Genomic DNA, 26,386 nt, shown 5'->3' with positions numbered 1-26,386 from the left:
TGGCGTTCCCGAGGGATGGGAGGAAGGATAAAGGGTAGACGTGAAAGTGAAGGATGAAAGGGAGACAGGGGCTAATGACAGCTAAATGGTTGGATAGGGTGGGAGATTGGAACCCACAATTGTTTCGAGAACTGAAAGGCCGTTTAACGCGGCAAAGCGCTTTCTTAGTCACTTTGGCAGCTCTGCTGTTGCAGTTTTTGCTAGGGAGTTTGGTGTTTGAGAGTGGGAGCGATCCTGTTCCTGTCTTCCGTATTCTGAATTGGCTGCTACCCATGATGCTATTTGTCCTGGGTACCGTCTTGCTGATGACCGATTTAGAGCAAGAAGAACGACGAGGCACGTTGAATTTTATTCGCTTGAGTCCGCAAACTAGCCAAAGTATTCTGCTAGGCAAGTTGCTGGGAGTACCCGTTCTGGTGTACCTCGGTGCAGCATTGCTAGTACCGATGCATATTTGGTCTACCTTAGCGGCCAACGTGTCTCTCAGCTTTCTGGTTAGTTTCTATGGTCTTTTAGGGGTCGCTTGCGCTTTCATCTTTAGCTTGGCGCTGTTGTCTGCCTTTATCGGGCGATTTTCAGCAGGACAGGCAAACTCCTTGGGCAGTACTTCGGCTCTAGTAACTGCATTGTTGGTAGGACTAGCCTTTTTGCCGATCTACATGAATTGGAATCAGCTCACCGTCTGGAGTGTCTGGCTGTCAGGGCTGGATACAGGGGGTGCCAATGACTTGCAATGGTTCTTTTTGCCGATTGGAGGCAGTCCAGCGATCGCCCATAGCTTTACCTTGCTCAATGCGGGCTTAGGGATTTACTGGGTTTGGCATATCCTCAACCGCTGTTTTCGTTCTCCGACAGGAGCTTTACTGAGTAAGCACTACAGCTACTTAATGACCGCTCATGTAGAGCTGTTGCTGCTAGGGTTTTTGGTTCAAAGTTCCGTTTCCTTGAACGCTACATCTGACTGGTTTAGCGTTCTACTCTGCTTCAGCCTGGTCAACCTGATTTGGTTTGGAGTTTTAATGTTGCTCCTCTCATCTCAGCGGCAAGCCTTGCTAGATTGGGCTCGGTATCGCCACGCCATGACTGACATGGCTTCAGGAGCAAGACAACGTTCTCTGATCTCAGATTTGATTGGGGGTGACAAAAGCCCTGTGCTGGTGGCGATGTTGCTCAACTTCGGCCTTGTGGCTGCAATCCTGGGTACTTGGGTCTTTGTGGTGTCTGGCGAGGCACCAAAACTTCGATTGTTCGCAGGCTTGCTCCTCAGTTTTACCTTGCTGGCAATCTACGTCGCGATCGCTCAGTTTGCCACTTTAGCCAAGTCACGGCAACATACTTTGCAAGTTGCAGTAGCCATTGGTGGAGTTGCTTTATTGCCACCACTGCTCTTGGTTTTGGCCGCTCAAGGAGAGCCCACCCACGCCAAAGAACTCATGCTCTTTTCTCCTTTGCTCTGGCTGGTCTTAGACAATGTTTCTGCAACCGCGATCGCCTTGAGTTTGTTAGGGCATTTGGGTTTGCTGGGGCTGCTGACCTTCCGCTTCACGCAAAAACTGACGCAACTGGGTGCCTCCGAAACAAAAGCTTTGCTCCCTGGAAGAGATACCGCTTTCCGGGTGAGACCGCGAGGTGCAGATTAGCCAGATTAGCGATCGCCCTTCACTGAGCTTTGATGACCAAAATCATTACCAGGAGAAAATCGCCATGCTACAAGTTGGCTTGGACCGTCTGGGGGATTGGAACCCGCAACTATTTCGAGAACTCAAGGGTCGCTTAAAGCCGCGCAATTTACTACTCACGATCGTGATTTCGGTCGGGGTACAACTAGTTTTTCTGCTGTACGTGTGGGGACAGCTGCCAACCCTAACTTCTAGTCATCAATACTGTACGGGGGTTGGATCAGATCATGCACGTCGTTGCCTAACTAATGCCTTGGGCCATATTTTAGTCGATTGGCCCCTATGGTCCCTGGATGCCTTTATCACCCTAAGCATGATTGGCATGGTGATGCTACCCGTAGTGGGTACTTATCTGCTAGTAAGCGATCTCGATCGCGAGGAGCGACGGGGTACCCTTAACTTTCTGCGTTTGACCCCTCAGTCAGCGGGCGGTCTGTTAGTTGGCAAGATGCTGGGAGTACCAATTTTGCTGTATTGGGCGACTCTGCTAGCAGTGCCATTACATCTATGGTTGGGTAATGCAGCGGGAATTTCCCTAACTGCCATGTTCATATTTTATGGAGCAGTCTTAGCCAGCTGTGTTTGTTTTTATAGTGTCGCGCTACTGATTGGCTTGACAGGGACTTGGTTAGGTGGTTTTCAAGCTTGGTTAGGTAGCGGAGGTCTACTGTTCCTATTTGTTTGTTCTCTCAGCCAAAGGGTTAACAACTCTCCGGGCGATTTACTAAGGGGGCTCACGCCTGGTTTGGTATTAGAGCAAATAATGCCTATGGAGCTTTTAGAGAAATCCCTTTTGTATCAGGAAAGGCTCCAGCACCTACAATGGTTCCACTTGCCTGTCGGTAGCAGTTTGTTTGCGGCTCTGGGCTTTACATTGCTAAATTATGGGTTCTACAGTTTTTGGGCTTGGCAAGCCCTAGGTCGCCGCTTTCGTAACGCTAATATTCCGCTTTTCAGCAAACAGCAAAGTTATGGTTTGACGCTTTGCTTTGAAACTTTGGTTTTAGGTCTGGCAGTACAGACCCAGAAATCTCTGGAACAAATGCCAAACGAGATTGTTCCTGCGGGTCAAGAGTCAGCTTCATTCCAGCATTTTCTACACTTGCTATCGCAAAACTTAGATTTTGCCCTATTGCTAAATCTGGTGTTCTTTCTGGGCCTGATCGCTGCTTTGCTACCCCATCGACAAGCAGTTCAGGACTGGGCCAGGTATCGGCATGAGAGAGTTACAAGTCGTAAACATTTTTGGTCCAGGGCTCTGATTGCCGACTTACTGTGGAATGAGAAAAGTCCTGCGGTATTGGCGATCGCCAATAATCTAGGCATTGCCTCTATCATGCTGCTGCTTTGGGTGCTTTCTTGGCCTCCGGTCGCAACCCGAGAAAGAGCGATCGCAGGACTAGTGCTGGGTTTTAGCGTGCTGGCTGTCTACGCAGTGCTAGCACAAGTCTTACTACTCCTGCCTAGCCCCAAGCGGGGTTTCTGGGCTTTTGGGTCAGTGAGTGCAGCAGTAGTATTACCAGTTCTAGTCTTTGCCATTTTGTCCCTCGGTCCTGACAAAGCGGCTGGGCTGTGGCTGTTCTCGGCGGTTCCCTTCGCTGCTATCCATGAGGCTACCGCTCATGAAATTGTGCTGAGTTGGCTAGGCCAGTTAAGCATTGTGAGCTTATTGAGTTTGAACTTGACGCGGCAAGTGCGACAGATTGGGGAGTCGGCTTCCAAGGCTTTGCTGAGCGATCGCCCTCTGGATCGCCCCCACTTGTCCGGGAGAACCTAACTAAAACTATCCCTAGCGGAGCGCCTTTTTCACCAAAGCTGGAATTTGAGAAGGGCGCTCTGCAACAGGAATATTGGCCCGCTTAAAGGCGGCAATCTTACTTTCAGCCGTCCCGATTTCGGTGCCCAACTCAGCTACTTGGGCTGCAATAATCGCTCCCGCATGTCCCATGTGTTTGCCCTTAGGAACGGTACGGCCCGCAAGGTAAGCAATCACTGGTTTATCAATCACTTCCGCAATATAACGAGCGGCAACTTCCTCGCTGTCTCCCCCAATCTCTCCCACCAAAACAATAACTTCGGTCGTGTCGTCCTCGTCCAAGCTTTGCAACCATTGGGGAAACGAGGAGCCGACAATGCTATCTCCTCCAATGCCCACGCCAATAGATTGCCCCAAACCTGAGCGGGTAAGTTCTAAGGCAATTTCATAAGTGAGCGTGCCGCTGCGACTAATCAGACCGACTGGCCCAGGGGTGTAGAATTCCGCTGGATGAGTTCCTAGCAACACGTTCTGCCCCGGTACGATTATGCCAGGGCAATTCGGCCCCACAATCAGAGTGTCTGTCGCTTCTGCCTTGCGAGTCAGATGCACCATATCCAAGGGTGGCATCCCCTCAGTCACAATAATGATCTGTCGAATGCCAGCAGCGATCGCTTCTAGAGCTGCGTCTAGGATGAGATAGGGCGAGACAAACAAAATGGTGGTATCGACTGGCCCGACTGTGGGTAGCGCCTGCTCCACCATATTAAAAATGGGGATGTCCTCAAGCTGCTGTCCGCCATAGCCAGGGCTGATTCCTGCCACAATGTTGGTGCCGTAAGCCTTCATCAGAGGGGTGTATAGCTTGCCCAGTGGTTCTGTAATGCCTTGAACCAGGACTTTGCTGTCTGGATTAAAGTTCATATCTTTCTACCTACTGGAACGAAGCTGATCCCCAGATATAGCACCTGCCCCAAGTGCTGATCTACTTTGATTGTATGGGGTCAGAAGACCAGCAGTTACATTCAATTCGCAATTGGTTAAAGGGAGCTTAGGCTTGTTTAGCATTAGACCTAGATGAGGAGACGACCTGAGCGATCGCTTCGTCTAGGCTCTCTGTAAGGGTAATTTGTTGAGCGGCCAATCGTTCTTTCGCAGCTTCAAAATCTGGCCCGACCAAGCGCACAATCAACCGTGGTATCCGCCCCGCCCAGTTTTTGTTCTGCATGTAGGTCGTGATGGTTTGAGCAATTTCGTCACAGGAAACAATATTGCCTAGTAGATTGACCAAAACTACTCTGGCGCTTTTGTCTCGAAGGATCAGCTCTAATCCTTGCTCAATGCGTTCTGGCAAAGCGGCGGGCATGCGATCGCTATAGAAATCTCGACCAATGTTGAGTAAATTGGCGGGCTTACCTCCCGCTTGATGCACCAAGTCTAGAGTCGTCATGGTCAGACCTGCGCCATTGCAGAGAATGCCAATATTACCCTCCATCTCGATCAAGAAAGGCAGCTTGGCAAAGCGACGGTACTGGCCCGCTGACTGCGCCGCTGTCTCCTTCATGCGCTGACTGCGTTTGACGGCTAGCTGAGCTAGATCGGGATGGCGATGCAGAGCATCATCATTGGCCGTGACTTTGCCATCTAGGGCCATGACCTCGCCTTTAATGCTGATTCCCAACGGATTGATTTCTACCAAATCTAAATCTTTCTGGACAAACAGCTGGTACATTTTCTCGACTACGGCACTAATTGATTGAATCAGTGCTCCCTGGAGTCCCATCTTCAGCGCTAGGCGACGAGCATAGAACGGCGAGAATTCTTGATCGACCATGACCTGCTGCATTTTCTCTAGGGATACTTCCAGTTGCACCCCGCCATGCTGTGAGCCCAGCAGCACCGGACGGCGAGCGGAGGGATCAATAGCAACTGCTAAATAAAATTCTTGATTGGCGTCATATTTAGCTTCGGCCAGCAGAACTTCAGGGTATTCCCCCATGATCGGCAGGTTAAAGATGGTCTGAGCCGCCGCGATCGCATCAATGGTGTTTTCCACGAACTTGATGCCCCCGGCTTTGCCGCGTCCGCCAGCCCGCACTTGCGACTTGAGCACAACAGGATAAGGAATTTTCAGGCCCTTCAGATCCTTGGGGTGGTCAATCCGTTGGGAGGACAGGACAGGGATGCCCATCTCCCGAAATAATTCCTTCGCTTGGTACTCTAGCAAATCCATGAGAGCCGAGAATGCCTGTAATCGGTGGAGAAAAACACTAAAAAGCGTGAAGCAACTTCGGTTTGAGCTGGAGCTGGCAGACTCGTTACTTCACACAGCTCGGTAAAGGCTAGTTTCGCTTATTTCTGCCGACTCTGCCAGTCTTTCGCCACACGGTCAATGCCGTAGAAACGCTGCCAAAATTTATCGACAGCCCAAGTCGGTAAAAGTTTGGTCATGAGAAACAGCAAAATGCCCCCACCCGTAGCCGCTAGGTAACGAGGCCGAGGACGGCGATCGCTCAGTGCTTGAATAATTACGTCAGCCACTCGCTCTGCACTCCAAGCGCGACTGCTGGTTTGTTGCTCTAGTTTTTCCAGCTTCTCGAAAGCCGCACGGTAAGGCGTGTTCTGGGGATCGGGAACTGCTTCCTCGACTGCCGTCGCCACCACACCAAAAAAGTCAGTGCTGACAGGTCCAGGCTCCACCACACTGACTTGAATATTGAACGGCTCCAGTTCCATCCGGAGAGCATCGCTCAACCCTTCTAGGGCAAACTTGGAAGCGCTATAGAGACCGCCAAAGGGAAACGCCAAGCGCCCGCCGAGAGAGCTGATGTTGATGATGCGGCCCCCGCCTTGATGCCGCATGACCGGAATTAGGGCTTGGGTTAAGGCCAAAGGACCGAGCAAATTGACCTCAAACTGGCGACGAGTGGCGGGGGCAGGAACCATCTCCAGGGGCCCCATCTGACCATAGCCAGCATTATTGACTAGAGCATCAACTCGGCCAAACTTGTCGATCGCTGTTTGGGCCAATGCCTGTCCTTGTTCAATTTGAGCAATATCCGTGGGAACCGCCAAAACCTCGGCTCCAGCTTTGCGGCACTCCGTAGCGACAGTTTCTAGCTTTTCGGCGCTGCGAGCGGCTAACACCAGTCGAATACCGAAAAATTTTGCAGCTAAAACTCGTGCCAAAGCCGCGCCAATTCCGGTAGAAGCTCCGGTAATCAGAACGACTTGTTCGGCAAGCGGACAAGGATAAGACATGACCAACTCCAGTCAAGGTGTAAAGGTTGCAGGCGATCGCTCAGCCATGCTGCTGTCTAATGGATTGCCGCCCCATTTTGCAATGTTTGACAGAAATTTGTCTCTAGCAGACGTGGGATTTTGGCATACTCAGGTCTGACCTTAGCTAGACTTCTATCACTTCCTAGCATGATTGCTGCGTCGCCTCATTACATTTACCTGCATGGCTTTGCCTCCAGCCCTCGTTCTACGAAAGCCCAAGATCTCCGCGATCGCTTCCAAGCGCTAGGCATTGAGCTAATAATCCCCGACTTGAATCAACCAGACTTTACCGATTTAACCCTGACCAGACAACTGCAACAGGTCTCAGCGTTACTTCCGGCAGATTCTACCCCTGTCACCTTAATTGGCTCTAGTTTCGGAGGTTTAACAGCAGCTTGGGCCGCTGAGGGGCAACCTCAGATTCAACGCTTGGTTTTACTAGCTCCAGCATTTCAGTTTTTAGACCACTGGCTACCGCGCTTAGGAGCCGCTCAAGTAGAACGTTGGCAAGCTGAGCAGTATTTATCGGTCTACCACTATGGCGAAGAGCGATCGCTACCCCTCAACTATGAATTCATTCGCGATGCGGCCCAATACCCAACAGCCCAACTACGACGCCCTATTCCTACGTTGGTTTTACATGGCCGCGTCGATGATGTGATCCCGATCCAAGCTAGTCAAAAGTTTGCAGCCCAGCGATCGTGGGTTGAGATGATAGAGCTAGAGAGCGATCATGCCCTTATCAACGTCAGCGAGCAGATATGGATCGCTATTCAAAGGTTTTGCCAACTCAAGCCCTAGCGTCGAGTTTTGGCATTGAGATTAGTGGAGCCTTGACGCACCATCCGAATCGTTTGAGGCAGCACCCCCACCAAAAGCGCAAATGCTTCATCTGGTAACTGAGCTACTGTATCTGGGTCAAAATAATTGTCAAACTGATTCAAAATCATTTGTGCCCGCTGGAGGGGCACCGCATTATCTGTAAATTGTTGAGTTAGCCGAATCCATTGCCGGCGAATTAAATAAGCTTTTTGTCGTTCTTCATGAGCGTTAGGGTCTATGAGCGACAAATCTCCAACCGCAATTGCTTTTGTACAATTAACATCAAAGAATCCGCCTACCGCCGCACCAGGGCCAGCGAACTCGGCATGAAATTGTTTGTAAATAACTAAACCATTTCTACGGCGGCTATTCACCATCAACAACCGTCCGCTGTTTAGTTGAGTGATAAATTCAGGTGAACTTGGGTGCTCAACAACAGCTCGGCAAGGGTTGGGATCTGGAATATTCATCCTTTGAATGTTTTGAGCTTCTGCGTGTTTGCCTACAGCACAGGTACGGTTGACGGGAACATCAACCTCGAAAGAGGCAGTCTGGTAGCGCTGCTGACTTTCGCTATCCATCAAGACTTACTCCTAGTAACTTCCTGTGGGCATGCACCCGAACCCAGCACAGACTAGCTAACTAACCATAAGTATGGCAAGTATGGCGATTAAAAATAATCTTGGTTAGTCGGCTATAACTTGAGGTTAATTTTGTCTAATTTGCATTCAGGAGTCAAATGCTGGCTTCATACCCATATTCTATGGCATGCAATCAACCCTAGACTAATCAATCCTTAGGAGTAGCTTGATGCTCAAAAGTTGTTTGATGGGTCATAGTTTAAAGTGCATATAAAGATAAACAGAAGTTAAATCAAGAAAGAGTAAAGTTTCCTGACAAAATTGAATGGCTTGTCGTAGAAAATCAGCTTTTGTTAGGGAATTTAATCTGTCTTAGCAAAAATTATGCTGACTGCTTATAACTACAGAAGCAATGCAGAATAAACAGGCAAGTTCTGCATGCTTTTAGTATTCACTACGTTTATTTTGCTAGTTAGGGTTGTCTTAGGCGCTCGAACGTGGCCAGCCCTAACTAACGAAATCTTGTAAATCTAGTTTGTTGCAGTAAGCAGTACATGCCTATGTGAGCTGTGCTGCTGATATAGGGGTTAGACGCTTGTGTAAAAACAGACGTCGTGGCTGCCTTAGTAACCAAGCACTCCAACCTGGATCGGCTTGTTGCAGTTTGTAACCTGTTTTGAGATAAAGCCGTCTGGCTTGATGATTATTTTCTAAAACATGGAGATAAATATCTTGAAAGCCCCAACTTAGGGCAATGCTCTCACAAGCAGTTAACAAGTGATGAGCCACCCCTTGCCGACGGTACTCTGAGCGAACCGCTAAATTGGAAAGATATAGATATTTAGTCTGATGAAACTGGAACAGGTGCGCAGGGCGTAGCGCCATCTCCACCGTTCCCATTAAGGCATCACCCGCCGCTGAAGCGGACAACTCCGACTCGGTCGAAGTTTGCACAGCCACTAAACAGACATAATCCGGAACTGCAGACCGGAGGCGATTCCGCAAATCTTCATAAATGCCTAGGCGGAGCAGCGGGTACAACCAATGCATAAGGCCAGACCGAGGATGGAAACTATCGGCCAGAACGTCAGCTAGACCACCTAAATCTGTCAACTGAGCAACACGAATGCTGAAGTTGGCCGAGTCTAGTAGTCGTTCAGAAGAGGTTTGCTCATCAGACATTGAGGAATAAAAAGGAAAACTCACTGTTTTCAGGATACATAGCCAGTAAAGATCCTAAATTATTTGCCGAGACGAGGTCAGGGTTCTATCAAGGCTGCAATTCAGACTAGAGCCCTCCGCACCATAGCTAGCTTGTTAATTTTTGCAATTTTGGAACTGTATTAGGATTGTATGAGGAGTGCATTAACCTTGAGCTAAGCCTGGCTAAATCCTCAATTAGATTGGGCACCTTAACTTTAGATATTTAGATAGTCTTGCAAGACTCAGCTCTGATTGCACAAGTTGTACAGCAGAGCGTTCGCGTACTAACTACCATCATGATCGAGGTTTGCTCCTTAAAATTGTCACGATTTTTTCTGAGGAGTCCTATTTCAGACGGAATTAGTAAATCAGTACAGATTAGCAACTGGATTTTCTCGTCTTTGAGTATCGGGACTGTCGTCACATCTCTTTTCTTCAGAACTGGTAGCAAAGGACCGCAACCTAGGTTTGTGATGCAGGTCTTTGCCCTGCTGCTTTTGATGGGGGTATCTCGTCAGCAACCTTCAAGTCTGCAATCTCTACCAAGAGTTTGCGGGAGAAAAATACGAATTATCGCTTTAACTGTAGTGCAGCAACTTGGTGTCGATCAACTCACTGATGGAGCGCTCAGGTGTGCCGCTAGTCTGGCACAGCTCGGTTTTTCCTGTTTAAGTAACTCATATCCAGCACGACGATTGTTGAACCAACTGCCTCTACAGCAGGAGAGCGGTGCATGAAACCACCAGAAAATAATAAACCCAAAATTCTGGTTGTCGATGATGAACCAGACAACTTGGATTTGCTCTACCGAACTTTCCACCGGGAGTTCAAGGTACTTAGAGCTGAAAGTGCACCTCTGGCGCTGGATATTCTAGCCAATGAGGGGGATATCGCGGTCATCATTTCAGACCAGCGCATGCCCCTGATGAGTGGTACAGAGTTTCTGAGCCTCACAGCCACGCAATATCCAGATATTATCCGGATCATTTTGACGGGTTATACGGATGTGGAAGATTTGGTAGAGGCTATTAACTCTGGCAAAGTCTTTAAATATGTCACTAAGCCTTGGGATGATGAGGAGCTTAAAGGTGTAGTGCGGCAAGCAGTTGATACTCACAATGTGCTTAAAGCTCGCACCCGAGAATTGTGTCGAACGCTACGTCAAGAATCTTTGCTAAACGCTGTTACGAATACAATTCGCAGCGCTCTCAATTATCGACAAATCATGCAGACGATTGTCGATACGATGGGGCAAATGTTTGAAGTGAGTTGCTGCGTTCTACGCCCCTTTCAAGACGATCGCATGGAGGATGAGTGGTTTGTTTATGCAGCTCGTTTTTATGGCGATACCCACTCAAATGACCACGCTCTGGAGAATAATGGTGCTGAGAGTAGTGCAGGCACACTGATCTCTGTGCCCAATGATGCTGCACAGCCAAGTACTAATGATTGGAGCCACCTAGCTCAGACTGTCTGGAAAACTCAGGAAGTCAAAATCCTAGACGATATTGCTACGCTGAGCGATTCTGAATCGGAGATTCCAGATTTTAAGCTGCGTCAGCAGATTTATCGTGATGCGGATATTCGTTCTAGCCTGGTTGTACCTTTGATCTGCCGCCAAGAGTTGATGGCGGTGCTAGCGTTGCACCAAAGTGGTGAACCCCGAGTCTGGCAGGATGACGAAATTCAATTAGTAATTGTGGTGGCGGATCAAGCAGCCCTAGCTTTATCCCAAGCCCGCGCTTACGAGCAGGTCCAGGCTTTGGCCCAGCGAGAGGCGTTGGTGAATACGATTACCTCAGCAATTCGTTCTAGCTTAGATCCGCAAGATATTTTTGCTGCGATTACTCAACAGTTAGGTCAAGCCCTGCATGTGGATGGCTGTGCGCTGTCGCTGTGGACGGAAGATGATGAATATGTGCAGTGTGTGGGCTTGCATGACTCCAGCTCGCAGACGAGTGAGTCAATAGGCGAAGATTTGGTTGGCTTGCTGCCGACTTCTACAGTTGGTACCAATTCGTCGCTGAATTCACACTTGTTTCTGGAAACCACCCAATTACCTTCAGCGGGTCATCCTCAAATAAATACTCGTCGGAGTGGAACATCGCTGGATGGATTAGAAGATGCGGGAGCGACTCTGCGGCATCTGCCCCAGTCCCGGGTGCCGATCAAGGGGAATCCAGTATTACAGCATCTGTTGACTACTCAAAAACCGGTAGCCACTGAGGATCTGAGTCAGCATCCAGAGTTGAACGTAGTTGATTTACCTTTGCGATCGCCCGCCCGCGCTCTGTTGGTAGTGCCTTTGCTGTCCGATGGCAAGATCATTGGCAGCATTTCTCTGCGCCAAGTGCGTCATTCTCGCCGCTGGAAAGCTTCAGAGATTGATTTGGCTCAAGCTGTGGCAGCACAAGCTGCGATCGCTGTGCAACAATCCCGCCTTTACCAAAAAACTCGGCAGCAAGCGGAGCAGCTCATAGAGTTAGACCGCCAAAAAACTGAATTCTTTCAAAATATTTCTCACGAGTTTCGTACCCCGCTCACGTTGATGATTGGTCCTTTAGAATCGGCAGTTGCTCAGAAAGAAGGGTTGGCTGCTGACCAATCAGTGATCGCTTTGCGAAACTCGCGCCGCCTGTTGCGGTTGGTCAATCAATTGCTTGATTTGCAGCGACTCGATGCTGGGCGAATGCAGCCGAGCTTCCGACCCTGCGACCTGACAGAGTTTGTTAGTCAGGTGGTGGAGTCGTTTCAGCCTTACTGCGATAAGAAAGAAATTACACTGCTGACTGAGCTAAAAGACTGCCCTGCCATTTACCTTGACCTAGAAAAATTTGACAAGGTACTCTACAACCTCTTGTCCAATGCCATGAAGTTTACGGCAGCGGGCGGGAGAATCACAGTATCGATGCAATTGGCTGGCGATCACTGCCTGTTGCAGGTCAAAGACACCGGAATCGGCATTCGTACCGACCAAATTCCTCACTTGTTCGAGCGCTTCCGACAAGCTGAGGGCTCTGCGAATCGGAGCTATGAAGGAAGCGGTTTGGGCCTTGCCTTGGTGAAAGAGTTAGTTGAGCTGCACGGAGGACAGATCTCAGTTGAGTCTGTGTATGGCGAAGGCACGACTTTTACTGTTTGGCTCCAGACAGGTCTGGCGCACTTGCCAGCGGAGCAAGTGATTGAAGTCGCGACAGAAGCCCAGATGAGTCGTGCTGCTGTCGAACTGGCTGATATTGAAGCTGAACGATATGAAAAGGATGAGAAAGCATCACCTACACCAGAATCAGGACTCACTGGATTAGATACAGTTGTCAGTAAAATTGCCAGACCCGGACAGGAGAAAACTGCTACTGCGGTAGCCTCGCTCAGTAAGATTCTGGTTGTAGATGACAATCCAGACTTACGAACTTATGTTTCCAGGGTATTGCGGCAAGCGGGCTACCAAGTATTAACTGCTCGCAATGGGGGTGAGGGCTTTAAGGCGGCTCAGGCACAGCACCCAGACTTGATTGTGACCGATCTGATGATGCCGCTGGTGTCTGGACTCGACATGATCCAAATGCTGCGGGCTTCTGAGACTTTGCGCGGCACTCCAATTATTCTGCTGACTGCGAAGGTCGATGAAGATACCCGGATTGAGGGAGCGGAGCGGGGTGCAGATGCGTATCTGTCTAAACCTTTTAATGATCGAGAGTTGTTGGCAGAAGTGCGGAACTTGCTCGCATTGAAAGCGAATGAGCGACGAGTAGCAGAGCTGAATACTTACCTAACAGAGTCTGTCCTACGACGGTTCTTGCCACCAACAATGGTGCAGAAAGCCGCAGCAGGGGATTTGTCCCTAGATTTACGGCCTGAACCGCGCCTTATAACGGTTTTATTTAGCGACATCATTGGCTTTACCCAACTGTCGAATACGTTGCGATCGCGCCGCGTGGCAGAATTGCTCAATGAGTACCTGGCAGAAATGACCCAGGCCATTTTTGACAATGGCGGTACGGTAGATAAGTTTATGGGAGATGCGATTCTGGCTTTGTTTGGGGCTCCTGAGGAACTAACCCCCAACGAGCAAGTGCGGCGGGCGATCGCGGCGGCTCGGCAGATGTATCGCTCGCTCGATCAACTCAACCAGCGTTGGCAGGAGCAAGGGATTAGTCAAGTTCAGTTCCGCTGTGGTATTCATCAAGGAACCGCTGTGGTGGGTATGTTTGGTAGTGCTGACCGCGCTGACTACACAGCCATTGGCCCCAGTGTCAATATTGCTTCGCGCATCCAAGAGGCGGCGGAACCTAATTGCATTCTGGTTTCTGCCGCAGTAGCGGATTATTTGGAAGAAGAAGAAATCACCAAGTTCAGCCCGCTCAAGTTAAAAGGAGTGGATGAAACGGTATTGACTTTTGCCCTTAACCCAGAAGCGAAGTCGCAGGAGTAGTGACGAAACACGCAGCAAAAAGCAGCGACGTACTGTTACAGCATTTTTTGAGCCCGTTTGACGAAGTTGATGAATTCATCCCAACCATTGAGGCCACCATTAACCAGTCGTCTAACTTGTTCCCAATCAGAGTTTTGGGCAGCCTGATCGACTCCGCGATCGTAAAAATACAACGCTAAAATTTCGGCAGCAGTTTTGGGGTCGAGGGCCAGGTCTGGATTCTCTTCTAGCTGGCACCCTAGCTTTTGACCATATTCTCGATAATTCGCTCGTCCCGTGATTTGCACAAAACCACGTCCGTGGTAGCGGGCTCCATCGCCGGGTTGAGTGTTGCCTAAATCATCCCGATATTCGTACATGCGGGTGAAATAATCGTCGTCTCCCCACTCATGGATCGGGCGAAAACCTCCTGTTTCAACGCCGATTGTGGCGATCGCGGCAATTAAAGTAGGACGATTAAGCAACTGACGCTGATGAAACGCTTGCAAAACTCCCGGTAAGTAAGCCTCCAGATCACTCAGAGGGCAGTCCAAAATCTCAGCCACCTGTCCTGGACTTAGCATCTCCAGCAACGGGTTGCAGTTAGGAATCGTTTTTGCTTGAATTAGCTGCTTAGCAATCTCTGGAGTGAGGTCGTCATTTGCCGCGTTAAACGCTTTACAAAAACGAGCGATCGCTGCGGCAGTTAAAGGTCCACACCGACCATCAGGCTCACCAATGGGCATTTGTAAATCGCGCAAACGAACTTGAATCTGCTTCACTAAATCTGCATCATGCGCGACCTGATTCAAGGTTAAGGTAGCAGGTCCGTTGCAAATATCTTGTAACCGCATTAAACATTTTCCCAGCTTTGCTCCGATTATCTCGAAAAAGCAAATTTAGATGAGGAATCGTTAGAATTTTTATCGCCTAGCTTTTATCTCGTTTGACCATGACCCCATTAATTGATCCCAGCGCTCAAACCCAGTCTGCTGATTGGCGTCGCCACGCTGATCCGCCCAACCTTTGGCTGGCTGTCCTCTCTGGCTCCATCGTGATCCATGTGCTCTTGGCGTTGACGCTGCGGTGGTGGTCCATTCGAGTCGCGATCGCTCAATCTTCAAACGCCAGTTCTGCACCCATTGAGGTGGTAGATATTGCCCCTGAAACAGCGTCTATAGAAGCTGAAGCCGCCCCAACCGCCCCAATCGCTCCAGACCCTGTGACTGATTCAGCACCACCTCAAGCTGATGACGGAGTTGCCGTCTTGGAACCTGGGGTAACTGCCATCCTCCCAGAGTCTGTAGAGGCTACGGTCCCATCTCCTAGCCCTTCGCCTCCTGTATCGCAGCCGCCGCAACCATCCTCTGCCACTCCACCAGCATCTTTACCGTTTACTCCACCTGTCTTACCCAACCCCCAAGCCAGTCCCGAACCCAGCCGCGATCCAGAGCCAGAAGCAAATGTAGTACCCCCGCCAGCTGATAATAATCAGGCACCTGTAGCGCCGGACAATGGGAGTGAGGCACCGACAGAATCTAATATCCCACCCGAACAAACCTCGGAGGATACTGGGGCTTTACCAGCACCTGAAGGCCAAACAACTCAGGAAGGTAGCGAAGCTCCGTTGGGGAATCCTGACAGTGCTTCGGAAGAATCGGAAACTGAATCAAACCCTTTACCTCCAGCACCCACAGTTCCAGACTCAGCGCCCCCTCCGACTGATGGCGGTTTAGGTGAGGCGATCGGTCAAGTACCCGTTTCGCAAGATCCAAACCCTGCTGGATTTCAAGCTAGCTTAACCGGGGTCAGCGTGCCTGAAAATGTGGGAGATATTCCCGATTACCCCGCTGAGCCTAAAGTCACCAACCAAACCTTTTTCTCAGATGCTTCGAGTTTTGGCTGTCTACTCGAGCCTGAAAGTCGGCGTTATTATGGTGAGCTAGTAGAACTAAGAATCACGATCGATGAGCAAGGGCGCGTTTCAAATCGAGAGGGAGAGATAGAGGTCATAAAGCCTAGTGCGAGTCCAGCCTATGACGAACTAGCCAAGTGTGTGATCACTTCTTGGGATTTTACCCCAGCTTCTAACCTCATAAAGGAGAATGAAAAATCTGAGGTTTCTAGTAACCTAAATGTGAGTATCACGATCAACTTAATTAATTGAACAATTTTTAGTTTGAAGTTTTTAATAGTTGTGCTATCCTAGTTTAGGCTTGATTACCAGCGATGTTTAAGACTGGCAAGCAGGCAAAATTCAAGTGCGGGTGTAGTTTAGTGGTAAAACCATAGCCTTCCAAGCTATTGATGCGAGTTCGATTCTCGCCACCCGCTTATTAAATCAAAAACTTAAATCTTACCCAGAGACAAGTTGAGAATGGTTCGATCGCGCCCGGCAGTTTTGGCATGGTAAAGAGCTTTGTCAGCAGCCACCACTAATTCCTCAGGAGAAATCTCTGGATTGGGAATCGTACTAGAAACGCCCAAGCTAAGCGTCAAGCGATCGCCAATCGAAGAATTAACGTGAGGAATTCCTAAATCTTTAATACTTAAGCGAATCGCCTCAGCAACCCGAACCGCCCCTTCCGCTCCTGTATTGGGCAAAACTACCACAAACTCTTCTCCGCCATAGCGAGCGACTAGATCGGCAGGACGCTTGACCGCTTGACTCAAGGCTTGAGCTACTTGCCTTAGACAGCGATCGCCCTCGCAATGGCCATAAGTATCGTTATAGGCTTTGAAGCAGTCAATATCACAGAGGATTAATGAAAGAGGCGATCGCTCACGGGCCATTCGCCACCATTCCTGCGCCAGATATTCATCAAAGTGCCGCCGATTTGCCACTTGAGTGACGCTATCTAAGACTACGAGGCGATATAGCTCTTGGTTGGTAACTTCTAGTCTTTGATAAAGCTTATTTAACATCTGAGTAGCGAGTTCATGAACTTGAGACTGCGCCACGAGCAATTGATGTACATCCAGCAATTTGTAAGTGTGCGGCTGAAAATGCACCAAAATTGGTTCTGCTAAAAGTTCGGGCGATCGCTGCAAGGCTTGACGGGCTGCTACCACAATGGCAACGTCACTCGAAAACATTAAAAAATCTTCTCCTGTAAAGCGATACAACGCTCTTAGCGGTCGCCTTAAAAACAGTTCCGACCCATAGGGCCGACTGAGATGTTCCAAGAAGCGCCGCCGAGAAATCATCCCGACAAAGCGCCCTGCTTCCATCAGAATCACCCCTGGCAGCAAAGGATTCTGATGGAACGCTTGCGCTACCTCTTCTCCCGGTTGATGAGACTCAACTGCAAAGTCATATAGGGTTAATTCTGCTAAAGTTGACTCCAGCTTCAGATTTCGCCCACAAATGTCTGACAACAGGGGAAGCAATCGGGAGTGGGAGGCACTAGACATAAGGATCAGTAAAAGTTCCTGGAGTTAGGGAAGATACTAAGATCTGCTTGTCTATGTAAGACGCGCCTAAGCTTAAGGAGATGCGTCAGCTACTGCTTTAGTAAAGCTTGAATGCTGCGAGCTTGAACTGAATTTAAGCTTAACTTTTCTAGCTTCGTTACACCCTAGTCCTGACACCTAGTCCTGACAACTGAAACTGAACCGTAGTTGAGAGCCTTCAGGTCTAGAGCCCTTTTGCTGACCTGAAGCTCAATAGTTAACGATAGAGTGAACGATGGCTACCTTCAACCGTAATCCTCAGACTCAACTCCAGGTTCAGCTGTCATCGATACTACTTCTGAAACTACTTCTGAAGATACCTCACCTGGATCTTCTGGTGGCAAATTCACTAAAAGTGCCTGTAGCTTCATGCGATGAATATAGGGCCAACCTCCCTCAGCTTCTATGTCCCGTAACAATGCATAGAGCGCTTGGCGATTGGTCGGTAGCGAATCTTGAAAAAAACTGTCACTAATTTCTCGGTGCAAGCTTTCCAGCAGTCGCAGGAGAGCTAAGAGAGTTAAACAGTCACCCTCATGGCTCTGAGCCGAAGTTCTTACTACCTGAGCGATCGCGGCAAAGTCGGGCCTTAGCTCCGATGCCACCTGAATATTGTCATCCATCACCATTTAATCCTTGTGGGCTGCGTTTCAATCAATCGCAATTGGGTCAACCCAACTTTACAGGAGTCTTTATCCCAAGCTGAATTAGAATCTACTGCTCAAAAACTACTCCGCCATTCCAGGTAAAAATCACTCAGCTTGATCCCCGTTCACTCAAACAATTGTGATTTGCTTGCCACCTCAAGCGAAAGGCGATCCAAGGACGTGTAAAATGCTGTATTAGGTCTTGGCCGGACCATTGCGAAAATCATAAGAATCCAGCTAAACCTGGCAGTGGTTCAAAATTCTCCTGGTGGTTGCGGCAGCACGCCCAAAACAGAGCGCAGGCGTTTATGAAGTGTGGCCGTTTTGCCTCAGGTTGGTTGCGGGCCATCACCCTACTCGCTTGAGTGCCTGAAGCCCAAATTTTAGATTGCCCTGGCAGGGATTTATAACATTGGTATTGAGGTTGACTATGAGGTATCGTGCTTTAATCGTTTCACTCCTGGCTTTGTGCTTGGGTGTGCTGACTGCTTGTAGCAGTGGGCCAAGTACTACCGTGAACCGAGATCTTCTCACTTACGAGCAGATCAGAGGAACTGGTTTGGCAAACACTTGTCCCCAATTAGATGAGACCTCACGTGGGTCTATCACCGTGGATACGGGTAAGTCTTACACCCTAAACAGCCTGTGCTTACAGCCAGTTGACTTCTTTGTGAAGGAAGAAGGTGTTAGCAAGCGCTCCCAGGCTGCCTATAAGCCTGCGAAGCTAGTGACCCGTCAAACTTCCTCTATTGAAGCCGTCAGCGGCGCACTTGAACCCAATGCTGATGGCAGCTTCACCTTTAAGGAAGAAGATGGTCTCGACTTCCAAGCCATTACCGTGCAATTGGCTGGTGGTGAGCGGGTGCCTTTCCTATTCACCATCAAAGGGTTAGTCGCGCAGACCCAACCGGGTTTGAATGGTGTGATCAACACCTCTACTGACTTCGAAGGTAAATTCAAAGTCCCATCCTACCGGACTGCTAACTTCCTAGACCCCAAGGGCCGTGGTTTAGCAACAGGTTATGACAACGCTGTTGCGTTACCCGCTCAAGCTGATAGTGATGAACTACGGCGCGAGAACGTGAAGAGCTTTGATGTCGGTAAAGGTAAGATTTCTCTCCAAGTTGCTAAGGTAGATAATACCAGTGGCGAGATTGCTGGCACCTTTGAAAGTGAGCAGCCTTCGGAAACTGACATGGGTTCTCGTGAACCTGTAGAAGTTAAGATCCGGGGCATCTTCTATGCTCGTCTGGAGCCAGGCCAAGCCTAAGGCAGCGATCGCTGTTCTGTAGCTGTACCACTAAAGTAGATTGACGCTTTGGTACTCAACCAGCACCAAACTACATTGGCATAATATTGGCAGAAAGAGGGGTGTTTCACCCCTCTTTTGTTATGCACCAAGGACTATGAAAGTAGGCAGAATTGGCTGGGATGGTGAGTAGGGAAGGACAGCTCAAGCCACGCTTGCCTCTGCCATCGATTGCACTCAACCAGGAAGAAAATGAATGCGATACTCACTCTTGAGTCAATTTCAAGGAGTACTCGTAGGCGCGGCGATCGGAGAACTTTTAGCTTGGGCAGCTCACTTGTCTCAACAAGACCAAAGTGAGCTAGCCCAGCCTCAACTTTTTTTGGGTCATCCTGAGCGCCAAGCTCAGCAACTGCTGGCTTCCGAACCCCTTAGCCTTTCAGCCCCAGCATGGGGCCGCCTAACGGTACTAGGGGCTCGGAGTCTGGTGGAGCGAGGAGAGTTGGATTTAGCAGATTGGCAGCAGCGCTTCCAGTCAGATGTTGAGCTTGGTCATCCAGATGAGTTAGGAGCGGAAGGAATAGCGATCGCCAGTCTACCGATCGCCTTATTTTTTCATGAGGATGAAACCAAACTCTATCGAAAGCTAAGCCAGCTTTACCAGTGCGCTTCCCTGCCTCCCGGTTCGATTCTGAACAGTGCTGTTCTGCCTAGCTTCGTGCTGAGTTTGGCGATCGCTCAGGCTTTACAGAATCAGTTGCAGCCCCAAGAGTTAATTCCCCAAATCATTAATGCCTTAACTCGCTTAGAGGCCCAATCCGCTGATCCGATTGCCGACTCAGAGACTATCGCTGTATTGATGCAGCAACTGGCTCAAGTGCAAACCTTAATACAGCAGAATGCCAGTTTAGAAATGGCGCGATCGCAGTTATGCCAGCCTCTGCAAGCTACAGCTTTGCCAAACGCTCAATTCGTTTCACCGATGATGGCAGCACTTTATTGTTGCCTGGCGACACCCCAGGATTGGCATTTGGCTGTTTTACGCTCCTTGCAGATGAAAATTTCGCCACAGTTAGTGGCAACCCTCACAGGTGCTTTGGCTGGGGCTTACAACAGCTTGGCTGGCATTCCGGTGGTTTGGCGGCTAGCCCTCGATCGCCAACACTCTGGAATTTCTACGCTCAAATCAATTTGGCAGGTGGTTGAGTCCGAGGCAGAGGTGATTGAATTAGCGACTCACTTGCTAGCTACCTGGTCGGGCACTTATGATACACAAAAGTTTCCAGTTAAGCGCTGTCAAGTTCCGGCGATCGCCGCTCCTCGTGTTATTCGGCCCCGTTAACTTTACCCATTCACCTCTATTGTTCATCGCCTCGATTGTGATGGTGTCCCCCACTCACCTTCCTCTATGAACCGAGTAGCATGAATAAATAAACCAAGCGGGTGCTGTCACAAACTTTACAGACAGCTTCTAACCAGGGAAACCAGTTCATGCACACAATAAATTTTTTACCTGCTCGTTTGCATTCCACCTCACCCTCTCGCTGGTAGACCCTAACTACTATGAGAGCGATTCAATTGTTGATGCGGCGGGCAGAGCGGCTGCACAGACGCTATCGAAATGAAGGGTGGCGTGTGTACGTGGCAGACGTATCGCGTAAGACGTTCGGTCATGCTTTGAGCCAAACCTGGAATCGGCAACCCCTCACTAGTGCCGCAGCAGGTCCGCGATCGCCCAACCATCACCGTCATCGCCCTCCGGCTATGATCTTCGTGGCTGTTCTTTCCTTAACGAGCACCATTGGGTACCGTTTCTATAACGAACCGAAGCTAGACGTCGGTACAGCAGCGCCCCAGACCATTCGAGCGCCCTTTAATGCCAGTGTAGAAGACCCTAAAACCACAGAAGAAAAGCGTCGAGAAGCCCGGACTGGCGCGGTTCCAGTGTTAGCGCTAGATGGGGCGGTGAATCAACGAGTGCAGCAGGCCTTAGATCAAGCTTTAACGCAGGGCACTGAACTGCGGCGCATGGCTGGAACTTTTCCGTTTGTCCCTACTATTAGCCTATCTTTGCCTACGCAAATCTACTTACGCCAAGCTGAAGAGTGGGAGTGGCGCGCGGTTTTGGAAGCTGTGGAGCCTCCTACCGTTAATAACTCAGGGCTGGAGAGTAGTACTGACCCAAGCTTGAATGAATGGCTAAACCCAAGCAATCCTCCCCTGAATGCAGCTCAGCAGCAAGCGATCGCCGAACTGCGTAGTTATCGCCAAACTATGCCTGCTGAAGACTTTGCTGCCTTCGCGGAAGTCATTGCTAAAAGTCGTAGGAGTTACCCGATTGCCCTGGCCACCTTATCCAACACAATCACCCCGGATTCGGAGGCTCTTTACAACGCCACCCTATTTAACTTGTCGGATGCAGAGTGGGAGACTGCTCAAGCGAACATTCGCCAAGTTGTGACACGCATTTTGGCCCAAGGTATCTCCCCAGGCTTACCTAAAGCCATTTTGCAAAACGCGGTAAAAGTGCAAGTGAGGGGAGTCGTTCCAGAGCCAGCAGTGGCGATCGCGATCAATCTTTTGCCTAAAGTTTTAGAACCTAATCTCACTCGCGATCCCGAGCAAACTAAGCTCCGCGCCGAGCAAGCAGCTCAAGAAGTTAAGCCTGTTTTCGTCACCGCTCAGCAAGACGAAGTAATTGTGAAAGAAGGGCAGGTGATTACCCAAGCTAACTTTGTCTTGCTAGACTACTTCCGCTTGAGCCGTCGAGAAATTAATTGGCTCGGCCTGCTGGGTTTCGGTGGGGTGATGACTGGGGCGGTAGGTCTTGTTTGGGTGGTAGAGCGACGATTTCACCCAGGGTTGCGGCAGCGGGACCATCTCTTGCTCCTGGTTTTAACTTTAAGCGCTCCTCTGCTAGGAATTTTTGGCATTTCTTCCACCAGCCTGCCCGCGATTGGTTTGTTAGTGGGTAGTTTCTACGGTTCTGCCTTGAGCGTGGCAGTTGTCGGCTTACTGGCAGCGCTAGTGCCCCTAGGATTGGAAGTGAGTTGGAGCTACTGGCTAGCTAGCGCTGTTGGCGGTCTACTAGGCGGCTTGATTGCGGGAAGATTGCGATCGCGGGAAGAACTCGCCCTCTTAGGCGGTGTGGTGGGTCTGACCCAAGGTGTCGCCTACCTAATTCTGACTTTAATTCTGAATGCAGCTTCTGGGCCTGTCTGGTACCTCGTACTTAGTGGAGCCATGCTGCATGGCTTAGCTGGGGTGGCTTGGAGCGTAGTGGCGCTAGGACTTAGCCCCTACTTGGAACACTTGTTTGATCTTGTCACCCCCATTCGTCTAGCCGAACTCTCTAACCCAAATCGCCCCCTGTTGAAACGGTTAGCTTCTGATGCGCCCGGAACCTTTCAGCACACCTTGTTTGTATCCACCTTAGCCGAAGCTGCGGCCAGAGCCTTGAGCTGCAATGTGGAACTGGTGCGGGCTGGAACCTTGTATCACGATATTGGCAAGATGCATGATCCCTTGGGTTTCATTGAAAACCAAATGGGTGGTCCGAATAAGCACGACACCATCAACGACCCTTGGAAAAGTGCTCAACTGATTAAGAAGCATGTGAGTGCGGGGTTGGTCATGGCGCGCAAATGCCGTCTTCCCAAAGCTATTCAAGCTTTTATTCCAGAACACCAAGGCACGATGTTAATCGCCTATTTCTATCACCAAGCGCAGCAGCAAGCCAAACAAGACTCTACTTGCACCGTCGATGAGTGCGACTTCCGCTACGACGGCCCTGTGCCCCAATCCCGCGAAACAGGCATCGTCATGCTAGCCGACTCTTGCGAAGCCGCCTTGCGATCGCTCAAAGATGCTAGCTCGGAAGAAGCCCTCTCCATGATTAACAAAATCCTGCGAGCCCGCTGGCAAGACAATCAGCTAGTTCACTCTGGTCTGAGCCGCGAAGAAATGAACCAAATCGCCGAAGTCTTTGTCCAGGTTTGGCAACAATTCAATCACCAACGCATCGCCTACCCCAAAGCCGTTTTATCAGCAAAGTAGTATTGCGTCGGCACCCTACCCTTAGTCCTCTCCTCATGCCTCTTTGGTAGTTGCCCCAGTGGAGTCGATTTTCAGCGCTTTAACTAAAGGGGTGACGCCTTGCTCGATCCAGGTGTTGGCGATCGCGGCTTCTACATTGGCAGCTTCTTGGTTATTCGTGAGGGCCAGTAGGGTGGGACCTGCCCCGCTGATCACAAGACCGTAGGCTCCCGCTGCGATCGCAGTATCTTGAACAGCGGTGTATCCAGGAATGAGGGTTTGGCGATAGGGTTGGTGGATGCGGTCTTGCAAGGCGCCTCGCAACCATTTACCGTTGCCAGTTTCTAGGGCTCGGACGAGTAAGCCGAGATGAGCGGTATTGAAGATGGTGTCGGCGCGGCTATAGTCGCTGGGCAAGACCCGGCGAGCTTCGGCAGTGGAAAGTTCAAAATTAGGAATGGCAACGACAGGCACGATATCGCTGTGCCAAGGAATTTCACAGATTTCCCATTTGCCTTCCGAGGTGGTAGCGGCAAGGCGACAACCGCCAACTAAGGCAGGCACCACGTTATCTGGGTGACCTTCCATTGCGATCGCTAGTTGCATGACTTCGGCTGCGGAAAGAGGCGAACCTGCGAAAGCATTTGCTCCAACCAATCCACCTACAATCGCCGTTGCCGAACTGCCCAAACCACGAGCCAACGGTACTCCCAGTTGGATATTGATTTCCACAGGTGGCGGCGTTTGACCCAAGTGTTCGTAGAGTTTTACAAAAGCTTGGTAAGCCAGATTGCTCTCGTCTCGGTTCACGCGATCGGCTTCTAAACCTTCCACCGTAATATCGACCTGCTGCTCTGTATTGGTTCGCAGTTGAGCAAATTGGAATTGGTTGTAAACCGTTAAAGCGGCACCCAAACAATCAAACCCTGGTCCAATGTTGGCAGTAGTAGCTGGAACCGTAACAGTAACCGTAGAACTCAACGACATTACAAATACCTATTAGCAGCGATCGCGAAATATTATTTCTCGCAAACCTGATCATAAAGCCGTTGAGGCACCTTAATTTCCAGACAAAGGACTACACAAGCAATAAAACCCTTTTTGGAGGGGGTCTGGGGGGCGCAACCGTCCCTCAGCGGGGGTTTGGGGGCAAGCGCCCCCAAGCTCTTGGTTTTACTTCCGAAAGTTTAGAAGTTATCGTGATTCGCCAAAGCCACCTTCAACTTATCCAACACTTCAACCACCGGAATCGAACCCAACTCCCCATTGGTCCTTGTCCGAATACTGAGACTATTCGCCTCCACTTCCTTCGCTCCAATCACCGCCATCACCGGAATTTTCTCCTTCTCAGCATTGCGAATCAGCTTGCCCAGTCGCTCACCGCTCAGGTCCACCTCTGCCCGAATGCCGAGCGATCGCATCTGGTTGACTACATTCTGAGAAAACTCCACCTGATCTTGGCTCACAGGCAACAAGCGAACTTGCTCCGGTGCTAGCCACAGCGGGAAGTCCCCAGCATATTCCTCAATCAGAATCCCGATCAAGCGCTCTAAGGAACCAAATGGAGCCCGGTGGATCATCACTGGACGCTGACGAGTGCCGTCTTCTGCCACATATTCCAGGTCAAAGCGCTCCGGCAAGTTGTAGTCTACTTGGACGGTTCCGAGTTGCCATTCGCGATCGAGCGCATCTTGGAAAATGAAGTCGAGTTTTGGCCCATAGAAAGCGGCTTCTCCAATTCCCTCGAAGTAGTTCATCCCCAAGGTTTCGACAGCTCGCCGAATTGCTCCTTCGGCTTTATCCCACACCTCATCCGAACCCATATACTTGTCAGATGAAGGGTCACGGAAACTGAGCCGAGCTTTAAAGTTTTGTAGCTTCAAACTCTTGAACACAGACAGAATCAAATCCACCACGCTCAAGAATTCTGCATCCAATTGTTCGGGGGTGACGAATAGGTGCGAATCATCTACTGTAAAGCCGCGCACACGAGTCAATCCGCCTAACTCACCCGATTGCTCATAGCGGTAGACCGTGCCAAACTCGGCCAAGCGCATCGGTAAGGTGCGGTAGGAGCGCAATTCGCTCTTATAGAGTTGGATGTGGAAAGGACAGTTCATTGGCTTGAGCACGAAGCCTTGCTCCTCAGCTTCCGCTTGCTCATCGTCCGCCATCATCGGGAACATGTCTTCTTTGTACTTCTGCCAGTGCCCCGAAGTTTTGAACAAATCCACTCTAGCGATGTGCGGAGTCACAACGGGCAAATAGCCCCGTTTCAGTTGCTCCTGCTTCAAAAAATCTTCTAGGGTATAGCGCAAAAGTGTGCCCTTAGGAGTCCACAAAGGTAAACCAGGACCGACAATATCGGAGAAGATAAACAGACCGAGTTCCTTACCCAGCTTGCGGTGGTCGCGTCTCAGGGCTTCTTCTTTGCGGCGTTTGTACTCAGTTAACTGCTCTGGAGATTCCCAAGCAGTGCCATAAATGCGTTGCAGTTGAGCTTTGGTTTCGTCACCGCGCCAATAAGCCCCCGCCACACTTTCTAGCTCGATCGCGTCGGGCTTCAGTTCGCCAGTGTTTTCGAGGTGGGGCCCTGCGCACAAATCCCACCAATGCTCACCCAAGTGGTAGATCGTGATTGGGGCTTCTAGACCTTCCAGAATTTCTAATTTGTAGGGTTCGTTAATTGCTTTGATGCGCTGCTCTGCTTCTTCGCGGCTCACTTCTTCGCGCACCACAGGCAATTTGCGATTAATGATTTTCACCATCTCTTTTTTGATGGCTTTGAGGTCTTTCTCAGTAAAAGGTTCGGGACTATCAAAGTCGTAATAGAACCCGTTGTCAATCCAAGGGCCAATCGTGACTTGCGCTTTGGGAAACAGCTTCTGCACCGCCATTGCCATCACATGGGACGTGGTATGACGAATCTTCTTCAAGGCTTCAGATTCGCTGGTGCGAGGTAAATGTATTTTTTCGGCTAGTCCTGAAGAAGGAGCTTCTGAAGAAGGCATCTGCTGCTGAATCATTCGAGAAATATCTTGACTTGCAAGGGTTCGATTGGGATCAGAGGGAAATCATCCCCTATAGCCTCTATCTTACCGAGTGCCCTTACCTCCTCGTCACCCCAAACAAGCGAAACTCAGATCTTGCACCTCGTAATCTGAACCTCCCACCCCTGCTGCTGTAACAGCATGCGCTTTTGCTCAACTTCCTGAAGCAACAGGGCAACAACCACCTCGCCTAGGCAGGCTCCGAGCACGGTTGTCGC

The 26,386-nt window shown here is 50.0% G+C and carries 19 protein-coding genes and 1 tRNA gene; 10 read left to right on the top strand and 10 right to left on the bottom strand.

The window, feature by feature from the left end; translation table 11 throughout:
* Positions 1-74 precede the first annotated feature (74 nt).
* Positions 75-1,640, top strand: coding sequence for a hypothetical protein (locus H6F90_RS26505; RefSeq protein ID WP_190555030.1), 1,566 nt, complete (start codon positions 75-77; stop codon positions 1,638-1,640).
* The gene (locus H6F90_RS26500) at positions 1,630-3,456 is read left to right on the top strand and encodes an ABC transporter permease (RefSeq protein ID WP_190555029.1); all 1,827 of its coding nucleotides are present in this window, start codon (positions 1,630-1,632) and stop codon (positions 3,454-3,456) included. The genes H6F90_RS26505 and H6F90_RS26500 overlap by 11 nt, the downstream gene beginning before the upstream one ends.
* Positions 3,457-3,468: 12 nt before the next feature.
* On the opposite strand, the gene H6F90_RS26495 is transcribed toward H6F90_RS26500, so the two are convergent.
* From H6F90_RS26495 to H6F90_RS26485, 3 genes are all read right to left on the bottom strand, one after another.
* Entirely contained in the window at positions 3,469-4,359 is an 891-nt protein-coding gene (locus H6F90_RS26495) for a CoA-binding protein (protein ID WP_190555028.1), read from the bottom strand.
* A gap of 127 nt (positions 4,360-4,486) precedes the next feature.
* Complete coding sequence (locus H6F90_RS26490) at positions 4,487-5,668, bottom strand: succinate--CoA ligase subunit beta (RefSeq protein WP_190555027.1); 1,182 nt, start codon at positions 5,666-5,668, stop codon at positions 4,487-4,489.
* Between the two features lie 119 nt (positions 5,669-5,787).
* The gene (locus H6F90_RS26485; RefSeq protein ID WP_190555026.1) at positions 5,788-6,696 is read right to left on the bottom strand and encodes an SDR family oxidoreductase; all 909 of its coding nucleotides are present in this window, start codon (positions 6,694-6,696) and stop codon (positions 5,788-5,790) included.
* Between H6F90_RS26485 and H6F90_RS26480 the strand changes: the two genes are divergently transcribed.
* On the top strand, positions 6,695-6,835 hold the full coding sequence (locus H6F90_RS26480; RefSeq protein ID WP_190555025.1) for a hypothetical protein: 141 nt from the start codon (positions 6,695-6,697) through the stop codon (positions 6,833-6,835). The two genes, H6F90_RS26485 and H6F90_RS26480, sit on opposite strands and share 2 nt — an antisense overlap.
* 29 nt (positions 6,836-6,864) lie before the next feature.
* Complete coding sequence (locus tag H6F90_RS26475) at positions 6,865-7,518, top strand: YqiA/YcfP family alpha/beta fold hydrolase (RefSeq protein WP_190555024.1); 654 nt, start codon at positions 6,865-6,867, stop codon at positions 7,516-7,518.
* Here H6F90_RS26475 and H6F90_RS26470 read toward each other — a convergent pair.
* Both H6F90_RS26470 and H6F90_RS26465 read right to left on the bottom strand, forming a co-directional pair.
* Positions 7,515-8,120, bottom strand: a complete 606-nt coding sequence (locus H6F90_RS26470) for a hypothetical protein (protein WP_190555023.1) — start codon at positions 8,118-8,120, stop codon at positions 7,515-7,517. The genes H6F90_RS26475 and H6F90_RS26470 overlap by 4 nt on opposite strands.
* 558 nt (positions 8,121-8,678) lie before the next feature.
* Complete coding sequence (locus tag H6F90_RS26465; protein WP_190555022.1) at positions 8,679-9,302, bottom strand: GNAT family N-acetyltransferase; 624 nt, start codon at positions 9,300-9,302, stop codon at positions 8,679-8,681.
* A gap of 754 nt (positions 9,303-10,056) precedes the next feature.
* Here H6F90_RS26465 and H6F90_RS26460 point away from each other — a divergent pair.
* Positions 10,057-13,755: a response regulator gene (locus H6F90_RS26460; protein WP_190555021.1), complete on the top strand. Its 3,699-nt coding sequence runs from the start codon at positions 10,057-10,059 to the stop codon at positions 13,753-13,755.
* Between the two features lie 35 nt (positions 13,756-13,790).
* On the opposite strand, the gene H6F90_RS26455 is transcribed toward H6F90_RS26460, so the two are convergent.
* The gene (locus tag H6F90_RS26455; RefSeq protein WP_190555020.1) at positions 13,791-14,588 is read right to left on the bottom strand and encodes a glycoside hydrolase family 19 protein; all 798 of its coding nucleotides are present in this window, start codon (positions 14,586-14,588) and stop codon (positions 13,791-13,793) included.
* A gap of 98 nt (positions 14,589-14,686) precedes the next feature.
* Here H6F90_RS26455 and H6F90_RS26450 point away from each other — a divergent pair, with 98 nt between their 5' ends.
* Together H6F90_RS26450 and H6F90_RS26445 are read left to right on the top strand one after the other, a co-directional pair.
* On the top strand, positions 14,687-15,901 hold the full coding sequence (locus tag H6F90_RS26450; RefSeq protein ID WP_190555019.1) for a hypothetical protein: 1,215 nt from the start codon (positions 14,687-14,689) through the stop codon (positions 15,899-15,901).
* Positions 15,902-15,997: 96 nt separating this feature from the next.
* Positions 15,998-16,068, top strand: a tRNA-Gly gene (locus H6F90_RS26445).
* A 15-nt stretch (positions 16,069-16,083) separates the two neighbouring features.
* On the opposite strand, the gene H6F90_RS26440 is transcribed toward H6F90_RS26445, so the two are convergent.
* Positions 16,084-17,148, bottom strand: coding sequence for a diguanylate cyclase domain-containing protein (locus H6F90_RS26440; protein ID WP_190555018.1), 1,065 nt, complete (start codon positions 17,146-17,148; stop codon positions 16,084-16,086).
* A gap of 284 nt (positions 17,149-17,432) precedes the next feature.
* Entirely contained in the window at positions 17,433-17,810 is a 378-nt protein-coding gene (locus H6F90_RS26435) for a hypothetical protein (protein WP_190434154.1), read from the bottom strand.
* A gap of 454 nt (positions 17,811-18,264) precedes the next feature.
* On the opposite strand from H6F90_RS26435, the gene H6F90_RS26430 reads away from it, so the two are divergent.
* The 3 genes from H6F90_RS26430 to H6F90_RS26420 all read left to right on the top strand — a co-directional run bounded on the left by H6F90_RS26430 (position 18,265) and on the right by H6F90_RS26420 (position 23,139).
* A complete protein-coding gene (locus H6F90_RS26430) occupies positions 18,265-19,104 on the top strand; it encodes a photosystem II manganese-stabilizing polypeptide (protein ID WP_190434151.1) in 840 nt (279 codons plus the stop codon).
* 235 nt (positions 19,105-19,339) lie between these two features.
* Positions 19,340-20,425: an ADP-ribosylglycohydrolase family protein gene (locus tag H6F90_RS26425; RefSeq protein WP_190555017.1), complete on the top strand. Its 1,086-nt coding sequence runs from the start codon at positions 19,340-19,342 to the stop codon at positions 20,423-20,425.
* A 221-nt stretch (positions 20,426-20,646) separates the two neighbouring features.
* A complete protein-coding gene (locus tag H6F90_RS26420; RefSeq protein ID WP_190555016.1) occupies positions 20,647-23,139 on the top strand; it encodes an HD family phosphohydrolase in 2,493 nt (830 codons plus the stop codon).
* 33 nt (positions 23,140-23,172) lie between these two features.
* Here the strand turns inward: H6F90_RS26420 and thrB are convergent, their stop codons facing one another.
* Both thrB and thrS read right to left on the bottom strand, forming a co-directional pair.
* Positions 23,173-24,105, bottom strand: a complete 933-nt coding sequence (thrB, locus tag H6F90_RS26415) for a homoserine kinase (protein WP_190555015.1) — start codon at positions 24,103-24,105, stop codon at positions 23,173-23,175.
* Between the two features lie 200 nt (positions 24,106-24,305).
* A complete protein-coding gene (thrS, locus tag H6F90_RS26410) occupies positions 24,306-26,129 on the bottom strand; it encodes a threonine--tRNA ligase (RefSeq protein ID WP_199296196.1) in 1,824 nt (607 codons plus the stop codon).
* Positions 26,130-26,386 lie beyond the last annotated feature (257 nt).

The organism is Trichocoleus sp. FACHB-591 (genome assembly GCF_014695845.1).
Lineage (GTDB): Bacteria > Cyanobacteriota > Cyanobacteriia > FACHB-46 > FACHB-46 > Trichocoleus.
The sequence above is the reverse complement of the archived record's forward strand: the minus strand, read 5'-3'. Positions and strand labels throughout refer to the sequence as shown.

Bases quoted from the DNA above. Each gene is read 5' to 3' on its own strand.
- H6F90_RS26505 (WP_190555030.1), top strand. From the start codon at position 75: ATGACAGCTAAATGGTTGGATAGGGTGGGAGATTGGAACCCACAATTG.
- H6F90_RS26495 (WP_190555028.1), bottom strand. From the start codon at position 4,359: ATGAACTTTAATCCAGACAGCAAAGTCCTGGTTCAAGGCATTACAGAA.
- H6F90_RS26490 (WP_190555027.1), bottom strand. From the start codon at position 5,668: ATGGATTTGCTAGAGTACCAAGCGAAGGAATTATTTCGGGAGATGGGC.
- H6F90_RS26480 (WP_190555025.1), top strand. From the start codon at position 6,695: ATGACCAACTCCAGTCAAGGTGTAAAGGTTGCAGGCGATCGCTCAGCC.
- H6F90_RS26485 (WP_190555026.1), bottom strand. From the start codon at position 6,696: ATGTCTTATCCTTGTCCGCTTGCCGAACAAGTCGTTCTGATTACCGGA.
- H6F90_RS26475 (WP_190555024.1), top strand. From the start codon at position 6,865: ATGATTGCTGCGTCGCCTCATTACATTTACCTGCATGGCTTTGCCTCC.
- H6F90_RS26470 (WP_190555023.1), bottom strand. From the start codon at position 8,120: ATGGATAGCGAAAGTCAGCAGCGCTACCAGACTGCCTCTTTCGAGGTT.
- H6F90_RS26465 (WP_190555022.1), bottom strand. From the start codon at position 9,302: ATGTCTGATGAGCAAACCTCTTCTGAACGACTACTAGACTCGGCCAAC.
- H6F90_RS26460 (WP_190555021.1), top strand. From the start codon at position 10,057: ATGAAACCACCAGAAAATAATAAACCCAAAATTCTGGTTGTCGATGAT.
- H6F90_RS26455 (WP_190555020.1), bottom strand. From the start codon at position 14,588: ATGCGGTTACAAGATATTTGCAACGGACCTGCTACCTTAACCTTGAAT.
- H6F90_RS26450 (WP_190555019.1), top strand. From the start codon at position 14,687: ATGACCCCATTAATTGATCCCAGCGCTCAAACCCAGTCTGCTGATTGG.
- H6F90_RS26440 (WP_190555018.1), bottom strand. From the start codon at position 17,148: ATGTCTAGTGCCTCCCACTCCCGATTGCTTCCCCTGTTGTCAGACATT.
- H6F90_RS26435 (WP_190434154.1), bottom strand. From the start codon at position 17,810: ATGGATGACAATATTCAGGTGGCATCGGAGCTAAGGCCCGACTTTGCC.
- H6F90_RS26430 (WP_190434151.1), top strand. From the start codon at position 18,265: ATGAGGTATCGTGCTTTAATCGTTTCACTCCTGGCTTTGTGCTTGGGT.
- H6F90_RS26425 (WP_190555017.1), top strand. From the start codon at position 19,340: ATGCGATACTCACTCTTGAGTCAATTTCAAGGAGTACTCGTAGGCGCG.
- H6F90_RS26420 (WP_190555016.1), top strand. From the start codon at position 20,647: ATGAGAGCGATTCAATTGTTGATGCGGCGGGCAGAGCGGCTGCACAGA.
- thrB (WP_190555015.1), bottom strand. From the start codon at position 24,105: ATGTCGTTGAGTTCTACGGTTACTGTTACGGTTCCAGCTACTACTGCC.
- thrS (WP_199296196.1), bottom strand. From the start codon at position 26,129: ATGCCTTCTTCAGAAGCTCCTTCTTCAGGACTAGCCGAAAAAATACAT.